Genomic DNA, 17,759 nt, shown 5'->3' with positions numbered 1-17,759 from the left:
GCCCACTCCAGCATCGACACCTCCGGCTGGGACATCGACATGCGCGACGGCCGCCCCTGGATCCGCGGACCCCTCATCTTCGACCCCACCCACACCTGGCGCCCCGCCGGCCAAAACCGCGCCGCCATCCCCGCCGAGAAACCCAACTGGAACAAATAAGCCCGAACGGCCCAAGGCACCCAGCACCCAGCACCCAGCACCCGGCGCTCGGTACTGGGCACCCGGGATGGCTGGGCGGCGCAGACAGCCACCGCAAGGACTATGGCGGGCTCGACAGGCTCGACCAGCGGCGCCGTCGCGACCATAAGACTGATCACGCCCCACTCAGCGCGGCCTCCATCAGTGGATTGGCCCTACGTTGCGGAACGAGCGGCCAATCCGATCTCGCAACGTACGGGAGGATGGTCAGAGCGCCGCAAGGCGCGCACACCGACGAAGGGGCACACTCTGTTCACTGGACTCAGCGCATTTCCCCTCACCCCGATCGACGAAAAGGGCATCGATGAGCGGGCGTTCGTCGGTTTGGTTACCCGGCTCGCAGATGCCGGCGTCGACTCGATCGGTGCGCTCGGCTCCACCGGCGGGTACGCCTACCTCAGCCGTGAACAGCGGGCCTGGGCCGCACGCACTGCCGTCGAGGCGGCCGGGACGACCCCGGTCATCGTGGGAATCGGCGCGCTGCGCACCCGCGACGTGCTCAACCTCGCAGCGGATGCCCAGAGCGCCGGCGCCGCCGCGGTACTGCTGGCGCCGATGACCTATCAGCCGTTGACCGACGATGAGGTGTTCGGACTATACGAAGCCGTCACAGCAGAAATATCCGTTCCGCTCGTCGTCTACGACAACCCCGGCACCACCCACGTCAGGTTCAGTGACGAGTTGCACGGTCGTATTGCCGCGCTTCCCAAAATCGGCTCGATCAAGATTCCGGGGATCGCCGTCGAAGAGGCCCCTGGGAGAATCGCCGTGCTCCGCGCCGTGATTCCCGCGCATGTCACGATCGGCGTCTCCGGGGACTGGCTCGCGGCCGGCGGACTGCTCGGCGGTGCCGATGCCTGGTACAGCGTGCTCGCCGGCCTATTTCCCGAGACTGCACTCGCCATCACGCGTGCCGCGCAGACTGGAAGCAGTGCGGCGGCCGTCGCTGCCTCCGACCGACTCGAACCGCTGTGGGCGCTTTTTCAACGCTACGGCAGCCTGCGGATCGTGTCGGCAGCGGCAGAATCGCTAGGTCTCGCGAATTCGCCCAACCTGCCGCTGCCCCTGCTCCCCCTCGACCAAGCCGCCCGGCGCGAACTCGAGGCGGCGCTGGTCGTGCTTGGCCTGAATTAGCGCAGACCCAGGCGAGGTCTGCACGGCCGAGGCCGGGCATCCGCTCTCGACGCGGGTAGCGGGCAGCTTCGCGGCTGGGCATTTCAGTAGCGCAGTCTCAGTGGCGCAGCGAGATGCCGTGCCCGATGCGGCGAAACAGCAAGGCAGCCACGATGGCGCCGACGATGAAGAACGACGCCCCCCACCAGTAGGCGACCGCGTAGCTCTGCACGGCGGCCTGGGCGGCGACCGCTGCCGTCGCGGGCAGGTGGGCGGCGACATAGTTGGTGGCCGCGGTGGCCGCGGTGGCCGCGAGGGTGTTGAGCAGCGCGGTGCCGATGGATCCGCCGACCTGCTGGCTGGTGTTGACCATGGCCGAGGCGACGCCGGCGAACTGGCCGTCGACCCCGAGGGTAGCGGTCTGCATCGAGGCGGGCATGATCGTTCCCATCGCGAGTCCGAGAATCATCAGCGGCGGCAGCACGTCGAGCACGTAGACGCTGTTCAGGTCGAGGTGAGTGAGATAGATCATGCCGATCGCGCCGAGGCTCATGCCGAGCGGCACCAAAACTTTGGGGCCAAATCGCGGCACGAAAATGTTCGTCGACAGCTGCGCGGCAAGCACGAGCATGGCGATCATTGGTAGGAAGGACAGTCCGGTCTGCATCGGCGAGTACTGCAACGACGTCTGCAGGTAGTAGGTCACGAACAGGAAGATGCCGAACATGCCCGCTCCGGCGATGAGAATCGAGATGTACGCGGCAGCACGGTTGCGATCCAGCACGATGGCCAACGGCAGAAGCGGATGCGCCGCCTTGCGTTGCCAGAGCACGAACGCGACCAGTAGAACCCCGGCCGCTGACAGCGTGCCCCAGGTAAGGATCGAATCCCAGCCGTCGGTCTCCGCGTTGGAGAATCCGTAGACCAGTCCGAACAGAGCACCGGAGACGAGCAACGTGCCGGGGATGTCGAGCTTGGGGCGAGGGCCCGTGCGCGTGGCGTGGCTGACGAAGATGGCCGCGCCGACGATGGCGATCACCGCGATGACGACGTTGATGTAGAGGTTCCAGCGCCAGTCGAAGTTTTCGGTGAGGTACCCGCCGAGGAGCAGACCGACGGCACCGCCGGCACCGGCGATCGCGCCGAACACGCCGAAGGCACGCGCGCGTTCCTTGCGAATCGTGAAGGTCGTGGTGAGCACCGCGAGGGCGGTCGGGGCGAGCAGTGCGCCGAATGCTCCCTGCAAGGCGCGGGCTCCGACCAGCATGCCGAAGCTGTCGGCCGCTCCGCCCAGCGCTGACGCGGCGGCGAATCCGATCAGACCGATGATGAAGGTGCGTTTTCGGCCGATCAGGTCGGAAAGGCGACCGCCCAAAAGCAGCAGGCTACCGAAGGCGAGTGAGTATGCCGTGACGATCCACTGGCGGTCGCCGTTGGAGAAGCCGAGATCGGCCTGGGCCGACGGCAGCGCGATGTTGACCACGGTGGAATCGAGCACGACCATGAGCTGGGCGAGCCCGACCACGCAGAGGGTCCACCAGCGGCGGGAGGTGGGTGGTGCGGCGACGATTTCGGGCGACGCGACGGAGGAAGTCTGTGACATGTCGGATACTCTATACGAAACTGAGTAGTTCCGGATCTTAACAGTTCCTGAATATGCGATAATTTACGAGTACGAAACACCAGGCACGAAATAGCAGGCACGAACGAAGGGGGCCAGCGATGACGCGCGATGCGAGCCCGCTCGAGGAGACCGTCGAGGAGGCCGCGAAACTGGGGCGCAAACGCGACCACACCCGCGACCCCGACATTCTCGACGCTGCCCTCGAAGTGCTCGCCGAAACCGGCTACGACGGAATGACCATGGAAATGGTGGCCGCCCGGGCCAGGGCGGGTAAAGCCACGCTCTACCGTCGCTGGCAATCCAAGGGCGAACTCGTCATCGACGCCGTCGCCTGCATGAAACGCGGCGACTTCGACCGCGACCACCTGCCAGACACCGGCACTCTGCGCGGCGACCTCGTGGCCATGATCAAGCCGCACGCCATCGAAGATGGCGCCCGCAAGATGCGCATCATGGCCGGACTCATGTCGATGATCTCCCGCAACCCCGAGCTCGCCGAGGTGGCGCGGGCGGCGATCGTGGAGCCGCGGGCATCCGCTAATCGCATTCTGCTGCAGCGCGCCATTGACCGTGGCGAGATTTCGGAGCACTCCGACATCGATAACCTCGCCATGCTCAGCCAGTCCATGGCCATCTACCGCGTGCTGGTGCTGCAGAAACCGGTCAATCGCGACTTCTTCATTCAGCTGATCGACGGCGTCGTGCTGCCCGCGGTCGGCCTGGGCCGCCCACTCGCCACGGTTGACGGCGGGGCGGGTGCAACTGACACGTGACAGTGAACACGGAGACTCGCGTGCTCGGGGCCACCAAGTGGCGAAGCCTCGAGCAGGACCACGAACGCCGCGCCGACGCGCTCACTCGGGCCAGGCGCGAGCGCGCGGCGACCGGTCAGACGCATCCGGTCGACGATTTTCTGTTCACCTACTACCCGTTTCGTCCCGGCCTGCTGCGCCGTTGGCATCCCGGTGCCGGCGTGCTGCTGCAGGACGCCGCCGACGACCCCCGCGCCAGCTGGAAGTGGTATCGCACGATAGGCACCGCCAGCCAGGTGGATGCTGCGGCCTTCTCCGAAAAGAACGAGCGCGTCATCCGTTTCATCGTAAATCTCCTCACGGCCACCCGGCAACGACCGGCCCACTTCGGCTGTTTCGGCCTGCACGAGTGGGCGATGGTCTACCGCCAGGGCGAACACCGGCACGTCGCGCCGCTGCGCCTCGGCCAGAGCGACACGGATGCCGTCGTCGCCGAAAGCCGCATAGCGTGCAGCCATTTTGACGCTTTTCGATTCTTCACTCCCGCAGCCCTGCCGCTCAATCGGCTGCAGCCGACCCGGGAGAACCAGCCGGCGATGGAGCAGCCCGGCTGCCTGCACGCCGGAATGGACATCTATAAGTGGGTAATCAAGCTCGGGCCCCTGGTTCCCGGTGAAGTTTTGCTCGACTCCTTCGAACTCGCGCGCGACATTCGCCGGCTCGATATGGAGGCCTCCCCCTACGACCTGAGCGACTGGGGCTATGCGCCGGTCGAAGTCGAGACCCCCGAGGGCAAAGCCGAGTATGTGCGCCGCCAACGCGGTTTCACTGAGCGCAGCAACCTGCTGCGCGATCGGGTCGTGAGCCTTCTCGCCTGAAATTGCTCGCGATTGCTCGCGATTGCTCGGTTGCCGCGGTTGCCAGCTTCTTTTCAGGTTTTGCCTCCGCGACGAGCGGATGCCCCTCGCCGCGGCGATCCTGGCGGGTCACGGCGAGTGCGCGCCCAGCTCAGAGCGGTCGGCAGCACCCATTTGGGTTATGCCGACCAAACCACATTGGCCGGGGCTCCGGACCATCTGTGCGGCCCGAAAAGACCTCGAGGCCGGAACAGAACAACGAATTGGAGCTCTCATGAACGCGATCACGAAGCACACGAACATTCGCAAGATCACCGCGCTGGGCATCACCGGCGCCGCAGCATCCGCTCTTATCATTGGTGGCTTCGTCGCCCCAGCCCAGGCGTTCGACGGCGACAGCACGAGCACCACGACGAGTACCAGCACCTCCACGGACAGCTCTTCGAAGCAGAACCGCCTCGACCTCATCGGCGACCTGTTCAACCTCTCCGGCAACGACTCGACCGGCAACGGCGTGCTCGGCAACGACACCTCGCTCGGTGGCGTGGCCAACGGCGGTCTGGTGAACGGCGGAGTCGTCAACGGCCCGCTCGTTTCAGACTCGCTCAACGGTGACGTCGCCTCGGGCAACGAGGTCGGCAACGGCGCGTCCGTCGGCAACGGCAACGACGTGGTCGCACCGATCGAAGCCCCCATCACCGCACCGATTGACGCCGGCAACGGCACCGATGTCGGCGGAGTCGACGTCGAAGATGTCAACAGCGGCGACATCAACAGCTCGGTCGACTCGATCGTCAACGATGTTCTCGGTGGCCTCGGCCTCGGACTCGGCCGCTAACCAACCCACCAGCAGCCAGGGCGTCTCCCCCTCGGGAGGCGCCCTTTTTGTGTGCGGTCGGTCGCGCGGGCAGTCAGTCGCGCGGGTACGACTCGATGATCTCGCGCATGCGGGGCAGGCCGAACTGGTCGGCGATGGCCACCCCACTGTGCGTGCCGAGGCGGGGGTCGGCATCCGCTTCGAGCAACAGCCGCAGAATGGCTTCGTTACCCCGAAAGACCGCACACGAGATCGCGGTCTGACCCATGGCGTTCACAACGGATGCGTCCGCCCCGCGCCGAAGCAGCTCACCGACGGTCTCGGGCTGCTGCTGGTAGGCCGCGACGATGAGCAGGGTGTCGCCCCGCGGGTTGAGAACGTTGAGGCCGACTCCGGCGTCGATCATTTCGCCCAGCGGACCGGTCTGGCCGTCGCGGGCGAGGTTGAAAACGCCCTCGATGACCTCGGGGCTGAGCCCGGATGTGTTCTCGTTCACTGCACTGCTCTCGCTCGTTTACCGTTGGCCCAGCGTAACCGGCGCGGGGCGGTGGTGAGCGATTGTGGTAAACAGCGACCGCAGCATCCGTGGTGAGATAGGGGGATGTTGCACCGAACCGCGCCCGAGCACCGTTTTGTTCCGTCCCTGGACGGCGTGCAGCTGGCCACCTATGAGCTCGGAGATCCCGAGAATCCGACCGTTTTCGTCGTGCACGGCTTCGCGTCGAGCGCGATCGCGAACTGGCACGCCACCGGCTGGACTCGCGACCTCACCCGCGCCGGCTTTCACGTGATCGGCATCGACCAGCGTGGCCATGGCGCAAGCGACAAGCCGCACTCCCCCGACGCGTACACGATGGAGCTGCTGGTCGGCGACGTCGAGGCCGTACTCGACGCCTACCTGCTCACCGAGGTGCGCTACGTCGGCTACTCCCTCGGCGCCCGCGTCGGCTGGCAGGCCGCCCGCGAAATGGGTGGCCGCATCACGCAGGCGGTGCTCGGCGGCATTCCCGACGGCGATCCGCTGAAACGTTTTCAGATAGCGGATGCCCGCGCCCACCTCGAGCACGGCACCGAAGTAACCGATCGCCTCACCGGCATCTTCCTCGAGATGGCGAAGGCCCAGCCGGGCAATGACCTCGCGGCGCTGGTTGCCTTGGTCGAAGGAATGCGTGGCGGGCCGCAGCCCGGACCGACCAACGCGCCGAACCAACCGGTGTTGTTCGCGACCGGAAGTGAGGACAGCATTCTCGATGCATCCAGGGCGTTGGCCGAGGCCACACCGAACGGTGGCTTCTTCGAGATTCCCGGCCGCAACCACTTCAACGCGCCCACGTCACGGCCGTTCCGCGAGGCGGCGATCGAGTTTCTGAAGGCTTAGCTTCTGAAGGCTTAGCCGAGCGACACGGTTCCGTCGTCGTCGACGTGCCAGCCGGGGTTGTGCGCGATCTCCCAGATGACGCCGTTCGGGTCGGCGACGTGGCCGTGAAAGATGCCGCCGAAGGCGCCGTCCTGGGCGGGCTTCAGCACGGTTCCGCCGGCGGCTTTCATGGCGGCAATCGTTGCAGTGACGTCGTCCCGGCTTTTGAGGTTGTGCGAGAGGGTGATGCCGGTCGCACCGGTGGTTATGTGTTCGCGTTGTAAGTCTTCGTCGAACTTCCGAGCGTCGAACAGGCCGAGCATGAGGCCGGGACCAACCTGGAAGAAGACGATCTCACCGGGAACGTCCACGAGCGGAGTCCAGCCCAGGCCGTCACGATAAAACGTGCGAACCGCCTCGAGGTCGCTGGTGGCCAGGGTGATGAAAATTTACGCGTTGTTCCATGCATCAAGTCTTACAGCCCGGCCTGAGCGTGGGTCAGTTGTCTGCATGGCGCTCGTGGCACTGGTTTGAGAGGTTGGCACTGGTTCAAACAGGGGCGAACCTCTCCAACACGTGCCGCGAGCGGGGGCGGGCGCAGGTCGACCTGCGCACTGAGTAAGCGGATGCCGCGGCTGCCGGCATCCGCTTTCCCGGTCGCCGGACGAGCCTTTACGCCGCGGGCGAACTCTTCGACTACCGTTGTACTATGACCGCACCAGACACCACAGCGCAGAACGAGGCAGAAACTGCCACTGCAACCAAGACATTTGCCGATCTCGGACTCAATGACGCCATGCTCAAGGCGCTCAAAGTCGTCGGCTACGAAACCCCCTCGGCCATTCAGGCCGCCACTATTCCCCCACTGTTGGAGGGTCGCGACGTTGTCGGACTCGCCCAGACCGGTACCGGAAAGACGGCCGCGTTCGCGCTGCCGATTCTGAACCGTCTCGACCTGTCGCAGAAGAACCCGCAGGCCCTCGTACTCGCGCCCACCCGCGAGCTCGCCCTGCAGGTTTGTGAGGCCTTCGAGAAGTACGCTGCCCACATGCGTGGCGTGCACGTGCTGCCGGTCTACGGCGGACAGGGTTACGGCCAGCAGCTGTCGGCCCTGCGTCGCGGCGTGCACATCGTCGTCGGTACTCCCGGCCGCATCATGGATCACCTGGCCAAGGGCACCCTTGACCTCACGGAGTTGAAGTTTTTGGTGCTCGATGAGGCCGACGAGATGCTGAACATGGGCTTCGTCGAGGACATCGAGACGATTCTGGCCGACACCCCGGACGACAAGCAGGTCGCCCTTTTCTCGGCCACGATGCCGGCGCAGATTCGCCGCATCTCCAAGAAGTACCTGCACGATCCCGAAGAGATCACGGTCAAGAACAAGACCACGACCAGCGCCAACACCACCCAGCGCTACCTGATGGTGTCGTACCCGCAGAAGCTTGACGCCCTCACCCGCATTCTCGAAGTCGAGAACTTCGAGGGCATGATCATTTTCGCCCGCACCAAGAACGAGACCGAGCTTCTCGCCGAGAAGCTGCGCGCCCGCGGCTATTCGGCCATGGCGATCAACGGCGACGTGCAGCAGGTGCAGCGCGAACGCACCATCAACCAGCTCAAGAGCGGCAAACTCGACATTCTCGTCGCAACGGATGTCGCTGCTCGCGGCCTCGACGTGGAGCGCATCAGCCACGTCGTCAACTACGACATCCCGATCGACACCGAGTCGTACGTGCACCGCATCGGCCGCACCGGCCGGGCCGGCCGCTCGGGAGCCGCGATCAGCTTCGTCACCCCGCGCGAGCGTCGCCTGCTCACCGCGATCGAGAAGGCCACCCGGCAGCCGCTCACCCAAATGCAGCTGCCGAGCGTCGAGGACGTCAACGTGACGCGCCTCACCCGTTTCGACGATGCCATCACCGCGGCATTGGATGAGACCGATCGCATCAGCAAGTTCCGCGATATTATCGCGCACTATGTCTCCCACCACGATGTGCCAGAGGTCGACGTGGCCGCTGCCCTGGCCGTGGTGTCGCAGGGCGAGACTCCCCTGCTGCTGTCCGCCGAGGATGTTCGCGCCCAGCAGCGCATCGAACGCGACGAGCGCGTTGAGCGCTCGGAGCAGCGCGGCGACCGCCCGGAGCGTGGCGGCCGATCCGACCGCCCCGATCGTTTCAATCGCGATGACCGTGGCGGCAGCCGCGACGATCGCGGTAGCTACGGCGCCCGCGACGACCGTCCGGTTCGCAGCGAACGCCCGGTGCGCTCCAGTGGCAAGCCGATGGCGCAGTATCGCATCGAGGTCGGCAAGCGTCACAAGGTGGAGCCACGTCAGATCGTCGGCGCCCTCGCCAACGAGGGTGGCCTGAGCCGCGACGACTTCGGGCACATCAAGATTCTGCCGGAGTTCTCGCTGGTCGAGCTGCCCGCTGACCTGTCAGGCGACGTGTTCTCCAAGCTGGAGAACACCCGCATCAGCGGCAAGCTCATCGAGCTGCGGGCCGACAAGGGCGGCGCTTCACGCTCCGCCGAGCAGAATGATCGCCCGCCGCGCGCCCCGCGCCGCGAGTACTAGAACCCTCGATCGCCTGAAACGCACCCTCGTCGTTCGCGACGAGGGTGCGTTTCAGTTATGTCTCGGCCATCTCGGGGGCTAATTAAGGAAGAACGCACCTCGGGCATCCTTGGTGACCAAAAACACGCGGCACCCGTTCGACACCCGGCAGGATCTCCTGATTTGGCCACCGCGGGTCAGCTCGCCGAAACGTCAATGAGTACCTTGCCGGTGGCGCCGCTCTCGACGAGGGCGTGGGCATCGGCTGTCTGCGCCAGGTCGAAGCGGTGCAGTGGGAGTCCGGCATCCGCTCCGATGGGCAGCGCGCCGTCTACGAGTGCTTCATGGATGGCCGCTGCGGCCTGCTGCACGACTTCGATGCCGACTGTGTAGAGCAGCAGAAACTGGTAGCGCACGTTGAGGCTGAAGTGTTTGCGCACGTCGAGGGTCATCAGATCGCCGCCGTTGTTGGCGTAGACGGCGATGGAGCCGCGGTTGCGAATAACCTTAAGGTTGAGGTCGGAGTTCTGGGCGGGGGCTACCTCGACGATGAGGTCGACTCCATCGGGTGCGATGGCTCGAATTTCAGCGGCGACATCGGAGTCGGTGTACGTGACGACGTGGTGGACGCCGGCGGCTTTCGCGAGGGCCGCTTTGACCGGCCCGCTCACCGTCGTGATCACCGTCGCTCCGGCCCAGCGAGCGAGTTGGATGGCGGCGTGACCGACGGCACCGGCGCCGCCCGCGACGAGCACGATCTTGCCGTCGAGCGCGCCCGGATGCAGGCGCCGCGGCCCGTCCTCGGCCACGGTAAGGGCGCGGTAGGCGGTGACGGCCGGCACTCCGAGGCTGGCGCCCTGGTCGAAACTGGCCGCGGCGGGCAGCAGAAACACACGTTCCGCGGGGACTACCGCGTATTCCTGGGCGGTGCCGCTGTTGGCCCGCTGATAGGCGGCGAGCGCGAGCCAGACGCGATCACCGACGGCCACGTTCGAGACTCCGGCTCCGACGGCGTCGACGAGTCCCGAGCCGTCCTGATTCGGCACCACGTCGGGAAAAGCCAGAGCTTCTCCCGGTTGTGAGCCGCGCCGCGACTTCCAGTCGGTCGGGTTCACACCACTCACCACGATACGCACGCGCACTTCGCTGGCTCCGGGTTCGGTCACCATTCGATCGACAAGGTGGAGCACGGACGGGTCACCGGTTTCGCTGTACACAATTGTCTTCATGGCAAACCCAACGCCTGCTGCGCCAATTTGTTCCCTGCGGTTTCGTGCGTTCGCTCGTGGCCTGCAGATTAGTGCGAATGGTCGTCATGGTGCCGGTGAATGCCTGGTCGATATCAATGTCGAGCTTGTCGGCTAGTACGAAGGTCCACCAGAGTGATTCAGCGAGCTTGTGCTTGAGTTCAGCGGTCGCGTCCGTCGATCGGCCAGGTTCCGTCGTGGACGAGCAGCAACCGGCCGACGTAGCAGACGTCATTGGTGTAGCCGATGGCCATTTCGTTCAGCGACCAGGTCTTGCCGTTGACGCGTTGTTCGAGAATTTCATAGAGCGCTCGCACACTGAGAGCCTCGGTGCTCGCGGCGGTCAGGCCCGATTCGTGTGTGGTCGTTGGCGCATCAGTCATCGCGCGGCATTCTCGTGGGCTGTCCAACGTTACGCGACGCGGCTGCGTGGCCCCGGCATCCGTAGCGGTCAGCGGGATGGCGGTCAGCGGGGTGGCGGTCAGCGGCGGCGAGCGCGGCGGCGTTCCCGCCAGGTCAGGGCGGCGAGCAATGCGGCCTCACTCTCCCGCTGCTGCCGGGCCGCGTCGCTCCGGGCGGCCCGGCGCTCCCGCCACAGCGCGACGTGTTCGGCCACGTCCCGGGTGGGCGTGACCACGGGCGGCCCACCCTGCAGCTGCCGGCGTGCCGACACCACCCGGCTGTTGAAATCCCTGAGAATCTCGGTGACCGCAGCCTCAGACTGCGCACTGTCTAGCCGCGCGTCGAGCTCGGCGTTCTCGGTGCGCAGGGTGAGGGCCGGCGGCCCGAGCCCGGTGATCTTCTCGCTCTCGATCTTCTGCCGAATCCACCAGTCCGGGTCATACCCACGCTCGAGGTTCGCGAGCGGCTTGCCCGCACCCGGCAGGTTGTCGAACTCACCGCGACGAATGGCCTGCTGAATAGCCATTTCCACGTACTGTGCGCGGGCTTCCATCATGGACTGCCCGGCGGAGTTCGTGTCCGTGTCGTCAGCCGCCGCGGAATCTGCTGGCGCCGGCGGCGACATCCGCTCGACCTGGTATCGAGCGGCGTTGAGTCGCGAGTCGGGGCGGTCCTTCTTACCGGTCATGGCTGCCAGCCTAGGTCGCCGGGGTGTCAGAGTTGTTCCGCGACCGACCCATCGCCTCAATGTTCGCGGCCTGGTGCGTGGTGCTACACAGGCCGTGACGACCGCGGCCACGACGAGCACGATGGCGGCGACCCACATCGAGCCACTGAGGCCGTGGGCGAAAGCCTCCGGCACCGGAACCCGGGCACGATGATGGCGAGCGCCAGCATGCCGAACAGGAGTTGAACGCTCCTCCACCAGAACACCTGCAGCAGTGCGCCAGTCCGAAGATCGCCAGCCGCGACAACACGGACCGAAGGCGAGTGTCCGCAGGAGGCGGCGGTCGCTCGCATTCTCGGTGAGCTGGGGCCGCTCTTCGACTCTCTCGACGCCATCACCACCGAGTTCACCGACGACGAGCAAGCGGTCGTGGCCCGTTACCTTCGCCGAGCCTCTCGAGAACTGTCGCCCGATGCCGCGAGCATGCGGTTCGGATCGGCACCCCCAACGGATGACTAGACTCGCGCCTTCGCGTGGGTAACGGGCGTCTCGCATTGTGCCGCAGAACGAGGTGGCTGGTACGTTGCAGGCATGAGCGAATCCACCGCGCCGACTCCAGAGCCGCTGCCTGCAGGCTGGCTGAGACTGGACCGGGCCGGTTGGTGGGGCACCTTCGCGGTAACCCCGCTGAACGGCATCATGCTCGGCATCGTGCCGATCAATCTCGGAACCACGACCGCTCGAAGTTTCGATATCTCGATCTGGTGGGGTTTCCTGATGGCCCTCGGAGCCATCGTGCCGGTGTTCCTGGTGCTCTACCTGGTGCAGCGACTGCGCTACCCGCAGGCCTGGGTGAGCTTCGACAGGAACGAACTGCGGGCCGGCCGCCGAGTCGTGCCGCTGGCTGACATCGTGTGGGCCCGACTCGAAATGTTCGACCGAAAGCGCGCCCACACCCGCATGCTCACGCTGCGGTTCGGCGCGGAGGGCGGGCCACGGGCATCCGTTCGCCTGCGCGGTCGCACCGCACAGACGCTGCCGACCGCGGTGACCGACATCGTTGCGGAGATCATCCGCCGGTCGTCGATTGCCGTTCCGCAGACCCCGAATGACCCTACCGGGCGCTTTGCCCGCTACAACTATCCCGGTTCGCTCGGCCGTGCCGACGCCCTCGAGGTCGTGCTGAACCCGCAGACCATCGACGATCCGGCCCCGGTGCTGATCGCCTAAGCGGATGCGTCGGCTTTCGCCGCATCGGAGGCGGCGGCCTCGTCGCTATGCGCGTCCCCGTGCGCGTGCGGCAGTTCCGGCTCGTCGGGCGGCAGCGCCTCGGCGGCCAGCTCGACGCGTTCCTCCCCCACGGCTGCGATGCCACCCAGAATCAGGACCCCACCGAGCAGCTGCAGCGGCGTCAGCACCTCGCCCAGCAGCAGCCAGGCGAAGAGCGACGCGAAGATAACCTCGAGCAGGCCCACGAACGAGGCGAGCCTCGACCCGAGAATTCCCGCCGCCGTGATGCCGGCCGCATAGGCGATCGCGGTACTGATAGTCGCCAGGGCGAGCAGCGGCACCCACCACGGCACGACCGTACCGAGCAGGGACAGGTCACGAAGCGATGCGGTGAACGGGAGCAGACCGGTCAGGCCGAGCAAACCCAGCACACCACCCCCGACCAGCAGCCCGAACGCCGCCAGCGCGATCGGCGGCAAGCCTTGGGCCGGGCGGGCGGCCACCACGAAGAACACGGCGCAGGCGATGGCCGCGCCGAAGGCGAACAGCACTCCCACCGGATCGACGGCCCGAATGGCGCCGGGCCCGATCACGAGCAGCAGCCCGCCTACGGCGAGAGCCGAGCCGAGCAAAACCGTGCGGCGCGGCATCCGCTTGGTCGTCACCCAGACAAAGCCGACCAGAATCAGCGGTGCGAGAAATTCAATGAGCAGCGCGGTCGTGACCGGAATGGTCTGCAGCGCGGCAAAATAGGCCAGTTGCGTGCACGCGACACCGACGATGCCCATTCCGAGCACCCGCCAGCGGCCCAGCCACAGGGCAGCCCAACGCCCGCGCAGCGAATACAGCGCGAGCGGCAGCAGCACGAGCCCGGCGGTCAACGCACGGGCTGTCACTGCCGCCGTCGGTGACCAGCCAGCCTCGAGCATCGGCTTGACCAGAGCGCCCGATGTTCCAAACGAGATGGCGGCAAGGGCAGCGACGATCAGGCCTCCCGGCAGGGACGAGATCTTCATGCTTCTCCTTCGGACGACAGGGGCCCGTCATGGTCTAAACTGGCCTACGCCACTGACAGTAGAACCGATTTGTTATGGAGTCAACTTGCATTTTGCCCCTGACACCGAGGAGGCTCTCGAATTTATGGTTCTGCTGGGCGACACCGATCCGGGCGCTTCGCGCAGTGGCCGTGACGAACTCGAAACGGTTGCCGACCTCGCCGCGCTGCTCGCGCCGATTCCGTTCACCGGCCGCATCGACGGCAACGATGCCGAACTGCTCGACGTGCGGCAGACCCGCGCGCTGCTTCGCCGGGTCTGGACCCTCGACCGCGATGATGCGGTCACCGAGGTCAACCGCATCCTGCGCGAGGCCAGGGCCCTCCCCCAGCTCGCTTGCCACGACGTGTCGGACTGGCACCTGCACGCGACGGTGCCCGAGGCACCCCTCGGCGAGCGGATGCGCGTGGAGGCTGCCCTGGCACTGATCGACGTGATTCGCAGCGACGAAATGCGGCGCCTGCGAATCTGCGAAGCGGATGACTGCACCGGCCTGGTTCTCGACCTCTCCCGCAACGGGTCCAAACGTTTCTGCAGCGTGCGCTGCGGTAACCGCATGAACATGATCGCGTTCCGCGAGCGTCAGGCCGTCGGAACTACTGCTGCGGTCACTCCTCGCGCATGCGAATGACGACGTTACCGATCTTTTGGCCGGCCGCCACGTACTCGTAGGCTTCACGAATCTGCTCGAGCGGGTAGCTTCGATCGATCACCGGCCGAAATTCACCCGAGGCGACCAGCCCCTGCAGAAATAGGGCGTCCTCGCGCGTGTCCCGGGGAATGGGAAACAGCACTCGCTTCCGGCGCAGCAGGGGCGTTATGAGCGCCAGAACCGGGTTCTGCCACAGGGTGCCGAGCTCCGACGAAACATAGATTCCGCCCGGAACGAGAAGGCTCCGGCACCGTCCGAAGGAGCTCTTGCCGACAGCATCGAGCACAACGTTGAATTCATTGTCGAGGCCGGTGAAGTCCTCCCGGCGGTAATCCACGACTCGTTCGGCGCCGAGCGATTCCACCAGGGCCAGATGGGCGGTGGCACAGACCGCCGTGACACGGGCGCCGAGTTGCACCAGAAGTTGCACGGCGGCCGACCCGATACCTCCCGTACCGCCGTTGACCAGCACATTCTGCCCGGCCGCGACCCGGGCCGCCCGAATCATGTTGAGCGCGTAGTGGGCGCCCTCGATGATCGGCGCTGCCTGCTCATACGATGTCCCGGCCGGGATCTCGGCAACGAGCCCGGTCTCGGCGATGGTCAGATACTCGGCATGGCCGCCGAATTTCACGCCGTTGTAGCCGAACACCCGCTGGCCGACTGCGAAAGCACTGACGCCGGTACCGACGCCCATGATCTCGCCGGCGAATTCGCAGCCCAGAATCGTCGCCCTGGGCGCTCGCAGTCCACTGAACAGCCGTACCACGAGGGGCTTGCCGCTGAGAAACCCGCAGTCCGTGCGATTGACCGTGCTGGCAAAGACCCGCACGAGCAGGTCTCCTGCATTCGGCACCGGAGGCGACGCCTCCTCGACGTGCACGAAGCTCGGGGGTCCGTAATGGCGGTACACGGCGGCTTTCATGCGGCACAGCGTACTCTCGAACGACAAATCGCTCTCGATCGACCGCGGGAGCGACGCAGGCACATCCGTTAAGGACAAGATTCCGTTAGTCTTTTAATTGCTTTCAGACGGAATTACGCGAATCTCGCCGATAAACCATACCGAATTCCCGTGCCAATTCTTGACCCATTCGCGGGTTAGGCCTAACGTGATATGCGAATACATAGCTAGGTGAAGAGGGTACGTGAAACATTGGGGGGTTCAATCGTGATTGGTTTAGCTAAAGGGCGCGCTGTCCGACCAGTCTGGGCATGGCTGGCACTGGCACTGGCCCTGGCCCTGGTAGCAATACTGGGCTTTTCGTCGTCTCCCACAGCACAGGCTTTACCGCCGGGGCCACCGTCGCACACCTTGCCTTCCCCCGGGGATGGAACGGCACACAACGACGCGCTCGGGAGCCAATTCGACGAGCAGCTCAATCTGGCCCTGCAGTACATGCGCACGGCCGCAGACGAGTTCACGTACTTCGACATGGCTGCTGCAGAAGAAGCCGGGGCATCCGCTGCCACTCGTGAGATCGGTAGCCTGATCAATCAGCTCGCGGTCTCGCAACGCGGAGCGGGCGAGAAGCAAATGACCACCATGCTGAGCGTTCCGATCTGGGGCAATTGGTGCGGTCCGGGCCACGGTGGCGGTAACGCTGTCGACGTGCTCGACTCCATCTGCCAGACCCATGACTATTGCTACGCTGCACGCGGCTATTTCGCTTGCTCGTGTGACCGCCAAATTGTTCTCGACATTCGCAATAACATTTATCGCATGACGTCCGGAGAGCGTGTTATGGCCGCTGCCGTCAGCACCTACTTCACCTATTGTCTGTGTAATCCGTTCGCTTAAGACGGGAGAATCCGCATTATGTCCACCGCCCAAACATCCGGCCGCAATTCGAATGAGACCAACCGGCCCGTTGTCACCTGGTCGCTCATGGTTTTGGCGCTCATCGTCGTGGCACTCATACCGGATTGGACCGAATCGGGAGCCAACAGACCCCTCTGGCTCTTTGTGGTTCCCATCGTTTTGGGCCTGGGCGGTGCGGTGTTCGCGGTACGCACCCGTCACTTCTGGTGGGCCTTCGTTTCCGCCGTCTGGGGTTTCGCCCTGATCCAATGCCTGATCCTCGTCGTCACGCTGGTCAGCGGCCCTTGACTCGCGTCACCGCTGCACGCGTGGCGACGGCAAGCGTAGTCTGGACAAACTGCCCAAACGCGCACCCGACAGACAAGGCTTCACATGCTCCCGCTCACCGAAACGGATATCCGGGCCGCGTTCATCAACGCTTCCTTGAGTGAGCGCAAGGCGGTGACCCTGCCGTCGAACCTGGCAACGCTCGCCTGGGACAAGCTCGACTATCTCGGCTGGCGTGACCCCAAGGCTCCCGGCATCGGCTACATCATCGCCCTGCTCGATGACGACCCGGTCGGGCTACTGCTGCGCGAGCGCAGGGGAAAGATGACTACGCGACCGCAGTGCTCGTGGTGCAATGACGTGCAGCTGCCCAATGATGTGGCGTTCTTCAGTACCAAACGCGCGGGGCAGGCCGGGCGAAACGGCGACACCATCGGCATTCTGGCCTGTGCCAATTTCGAGTGTTCGGTGAACGTTCGCAAGCTTCCCTCTGTCGCCTACATCGGCTTCGACGTTGAGGCCGCACGGCAGCAGCGCATCGAAGCGCTGGGCGAGCACGTACGAAACTTTCTGCAGGACGTGCGCGACGGCTAGTGAGGTGCGGAGTCCTCCGAGCTGACATTGAGCTTGTCGTACTGGCCGGGTATGAGTGCAGGCTGAGCCCAGTCGTCGGAGTTCCGGCGGGTTGGCCACGAGTCAACTCAGCAAAGTCGACCGCCGCGGTCGAACATCGCACTCGGGCATCGGCGACGCGGAACGGCAGCAATGCTGATGGGCGGTGACGTGGGACATGCGCGAACTTTCGGTACGTACTTGTGACGAGAAATCGCTCATTACTTCTACACCACCACGTCGGAACTAAATCGCTGCGGCGATGAAATACGAGCTGCTATCACGTCTTGTGCCTTAGCAGTGGTACCAGCGTCGATAAATTCGGATCCGGCGGCCCAATTTCTCGCGGGGATTATTTTTGAGGTTCTATCGTTTTTGTGTTCGATTGGCGGTAGAATGGGTGTCAAGGAGGCAATGGCGCCCATGTTCATGGAAAACCCGAGCGAGGCCAGCTCGAACCCCGTCGTTGCGGCGGTGGAGCAGGCTCGGGATGCGTTGTTGGCGGCGTTGGGCGGGGTGTCATTCGGGTT

The 17,759-nt window shown here is 65.1% G+C and carries 19 protein-coding genes; 11 read left to right on the top strand and 8 right to left on the bottom strand.

Annotation, left to right across the window (positions count from 1 at the left end):
• Positions 1-342: 342 nt before the first annotated feature.
• The gene (locus E3T29_RS13585) at positions 343-1,332 is read left to right on the top strand and encodes a dihydrodipicolinate synthase family protein (protein WP_370449174.1); all 990 of its coding nucleotides are present in this window, start codon (positions 343-345) and stop codon (positions 1,330-1,332) included.
• A 97-nt stretch (positions 1,333-1,429) separates the two neighbouring features.
• On the opposite strand, the gene E3T29_RS13580 is transcribed toward E3T29_RS13585, so the two are convergent.
• Positions 1,430-2,914 carry an MFS transporter gene (locus E3T29_RS13580; protein ID WP_134346087.1) on the bottom strand — a complete coding sequence of 495 codons (1,485 nt, stop codon included), beginning with the start codon at positions 2,912-2,914 and terminating at the stop codon, positions 1,430-1,432.
• A gap of 119 nt (positions 2,915-3,033) precedes the next feature.
• Between E3T29_RS13580 and E3T29_RS13575 the strand changes: the two genes are divergently transcribed.
• From E3T29_RS13575 to E3T29_RS13565, 3 genes are all read left to right on the top strand, one after another.
• Complete coding sequence (locus E3T29_RS13575; RefSeq protein WP_134346085.1) at positions 3,034-3,708, top strand: TetR/AcrR family transcriptional regulator; 675 nt, start codon at positions 3,034-3,036, stop codon at positions 3,706-3,708.
• On the top strand, positions 3,705-4,565 hold the full coding sequence (locus tag E3T29_RS13570; RefSeq protein ID WP_370449172.1) for a 3-methyladenine DNA glycosylase: 861 nt from the start codon (positions 3,705-3,707) through the stop codon (positions 4,563-4,565). Before E3T29_RS13575 ends, E3T29_RS13570 begins: the two co-directional genes overlap by 4 nt.
• A 253-nt stretch (positions 4,566-4,818) precedes the next feature.
• The gene (locus E3T29_RS13565) at positions 4,819-5,382 is read left to right on the top strand and encodes a hypothetical protein (RefSeq protein ID WP_134346083.1); all 564 of its coding nucleotides are present in this window, start codon (positions 4,819-4,821) and stop codon (positions 5,380-5,382) included.
• Positions 5,383-5,455: 73 nt separating this feature from the next.
• On the opposite strand, the gene E3T29_RS13560 is transcribed toward E3T29_RS13565, so the two are convergent.
• On the bottom strand, positions 5,456-5,857 hold the full coding sequence (locus E3T29_RS13560) for an ankyrin repeat domain-containing protein (RefSeq protein WP_198417767.1): 402 nt from the start codon (positions 5,855-5,857) through the stop codon (positions 5,456-5,458).
• A 105-nt stretch (positions 5,858-5,962) separates the two neighbouring features.
• On the opposite strand from E3T29_RS13560, the gene E3T29_RS13555 reads away from it, so the two are divergent.
• A complete protein-coding gene (locus E3T29_RS13555) occupies positions 5,963-6,739 on the top strand; it encodes an alpha/beta fold hydrolase (protein ID WP_104130582.1) in 777 nt (258 codons plus the stop codon).
• An 11-nt stretch (positions 6,740-6,750) separates the two neighbouring features.
• On the opposite strand, the gene E3T29_RS13550 is transcribed toward E3T29_RS13555, so the two are convergent.
• Positions 6,751-7,155 (bottom strand): VOC family protein, encoded by a 405-nt coding sequence (locus E3T29_RS13550; protein WP_241987824.1) that lies wholly within the window; start codon positions 7,153-7,155, stop codon positions 6,751-6,753.
• 272 nt (positions 7,156-7,427) lie between these two features.
• Between E3T29_RS13550 and E3T29_RS13545 the strand changes: the two genes are divergently transcribed.
• A complete protein-coding gene (locus E3T29_RS13545) occupies positions 7,428-9,296 on the top strand; it encodes a DEAD/DEAH box helicase (RefSeq protein ID WP_134346080.1) in 1,869 nt (622 codons plus the stop codon).
• Positions 9,297-9,472: 176 nt separating this feature from the next.
• Here E3T29_RS13545 and E3T29_RS13540 read toward each other — a convergent pair whose 3' ends face one another.
• The 3 genes from E3T29_RS13540 to E3T29_RS13530 form a co-directional block, all read right to left on the bottom strand.
• Entirely contained in the window at positions 9,473-10,504 is a 1,032-nt protein-coding gene (locus E3T29_RS13540) for an NADPH:quinone reductase (RefSeq protein WP_134346078.1), read from the bottom strand.
• Between the two features lie 179 nt (positions 10,505-10,683).
• The gene (locus E3T29_RS13535) at positions 10,684-10,905 is read right to left on the bottom strand and encodes a hypothetical protein (protein WP_174776426.1); all 222 of its coding nucleotides are present in this window, start codon (positions 10,903-10,905) and stop codon (positions 10,684-10,686) included.
• Between the two features lie 98 nt (positions 10,906-11,003).
• Entirely contained in the window at positions 11,004-11,612 is a 609-nt protein-coding gene (locus E3T29_RS13530) for a DUF1992 domain-containing protein (RefSeq protein ID WP_134346076.1), read from the bottom strand.
• A 570-nt stretch (positions 11,613-12,182) separates the two neighbouring features.
• Between E3T29_RS13530 and E3T29_RS13525 the strand changes: the two genes are divergently transcribed.
• A complete protein-coding gene (locus E3T29_RS13525; protein WP_134346074.1) occupies positions 12,183-12,821 on the top strand; it encodes a hypothetical protein in 639 nt (212 codons plus the stop codon).
• On the opposite strand, the gene E3T29_RS13520 is transcribed toward E3T29_RS13525, so the two are convergent.
• Complete coding sequence (locus E3T29_RS13520; protein ID WP_134346072.1) at positions 12,818-13,837, bottom strand: DMT family transporter; 1,020 nt, start codon at positions 13,835-13,837, stop codon at positions 12,818-12,820. The two genes, E3T29_RS13525 and E3T29_RS13520, sit on opposite strands and share 4 nt — an antisense overlap.
• A gap of 124 nt (positions 13,838-13,961) precedes the next feature.
• On the opposite strand from E3T29_RS13520, the gene E3T29_RS13515 reads away from it, so the two are divergent.
• A complete protein-coding gene (locus tag E3T29_RS13515) occupies positions 13,962-14,507 on the top strand; it encodes a CGNR zinc finger domain-containing protein (protein WP_134346089.1) in 546 nt (181 codons plus the stop codon).
• Here the strand turns inward: E3T29_RS13515 and E3T29_RS13510 are convergent.
• The gene (locus E3T29_RS13510) at positions 14,485-15,453 is read right to left on the bottom strand and encodes an NAD(P)-dependent alcohol dehydrogenase (protein WP_134346070.1); all 969 of its coding nucleotides are present in this window, start codon (positions 15,451-15,453) and stop codon (positions 14,485-14,487) included. The genes E3T29_RS13515 and E3T29_RS13510 overlap by 23 nt on opposite strands.
• Before the next feature lie 390 nt (positions 15,454-15,843).
• Between E3T29_RS13510 and E3T29_RS13505 the strand changes: the two genes are divergently transcribed.
• From E3T29_RS13505 to E3T29_RS13495, 3 genes are all read left to right on the top strand, one after another.
• Positions 15,844-16,329 carry a hypothetical protein gene (locus E3T29_RS13505; RefSeq protein WP_134346068.1) on the top strand — a complete coding sequence of 162 codons (486 nt, stop codon included), beginning with the start codon at positions 15,844-15,846 and terminating at the stop codon, positions 16,327-16,329.
• A gap of 18 nt (positions 16,330-16,347) precedes the next feature.
• Positions 16,348-16,638: a hypothetical protein gene (locus E3T29_RS13500; RefSeq protein ID WP_134346066.1), complete on the top strand. Its 291-nt coding sequence runs from the start codon at positions 16,348-16,350 to the stop codon at positions 16,636-16,638.
• Between the two features lie 84 nt (positions 16,639-16,722).
• Entirely contained in the window at positions 16,723-17,211 is a 489-nt protein-coding gene (locus tag E3T29_RS13495; RefSeq protein ID WP_134346064.1) for an FBP domain-containing protein, read from the top strand.
• Positions 17,212-17,759 lie beyond the last annotated feature (548 nt).

Source organism: Cryobacterium sp. TMT1-66-1, from assembly GCF_004403435.1.
GTDB classification, from domain to species: Bacteria; Actinomycetota; Actinomycetes; order Actinomycetales; family Microbacteriaceae; genus Cryobacterium; species Cryobacterium flavum.
The sequence above is the reverse complement of the archived record's forward strand: the minus strand, read 5'-3'. Positions and strand labels throughout refer to the sequence as shown.